Annotated in this window: 1 protein-coding gene; it reads right to left on the bottom strand. The window is 69.5% G+C overall.

Annotated elements, in window-relative coordinates; genetic code table 11:
* A partial coding sequence (locus O5O46_RS35080; protein ID WP_269859738.1) for a beta-ketoacyl reductase occupies nucleotides 1-616 on the bottom strand: 616 nt, incomplete at both ends.

Below are 616 nucleotides of genomic sequence, written 5' to 3'. Positions count from 1 at the left end.
CCGCCGTGTTGGCGGTGGCGCGGCGGGCGGGAGTACGCACCAGAGCGCGCAGCAGCGGGGGCAGCATGCCACCAGCCGCCTGAGCCCGCAGCCCGGCCAGGTCCAACCGCATCGGCACCAGCAACGCATCCCCGGCACACCCGGCCGCGTCGAACAACGCGGTGCCGTCAGCCACCGACAGCGAGGCGACACCCCCACGGTTCAACCGCCCGACATCAGCCGAGTCCGCCATGCCCGTGGACCACAGACCCCACGCCAACGAACTCCCCACCAGGCCCAGGGACCTGCGGTGCTCCGCCAACGCGTCCAGGAAGCTGTTCGCCGCCGCGTAGTTGCCCTGACCCGCACCACCGAACACACCAGCAGCCGACGAGAACAACACAAACGCCGACAGGTCCGCATCGCGGGTGAGCTCGTGCAGGTTCCACGCCGCATCCACCTTCGGCCGCAGCACCTTGGAGACACTCTCCCCGGTAAGCGAACCGATCACACCGTCATCCAGCACACCAGCGGTATGCACAACAGCCGTCAACGGATGCTCGACCGGAACCGCCGCCAGCACCCCGGCCAACGCCTCCCGATCCGCCACATCACACGCCGCCCAGGAAACCTCGGC

Origin of the sequence: Streptomyces sp. RPT161 (genome assembly GCF_027533845.1) — a bacterium.
Classification (GTDB): domain Bacteria; phylum Actinomycetota; class Actinomycetes; order Streptomycetales; family Streptomycetaceae; genus Streptantibioticus_A; species Streptantibioticus_A silvisoli_A.
Note: the sequence above shows the minus strand (reverse complement) of the source record. Positions and strands in the feature narration are given on the sequence as shown.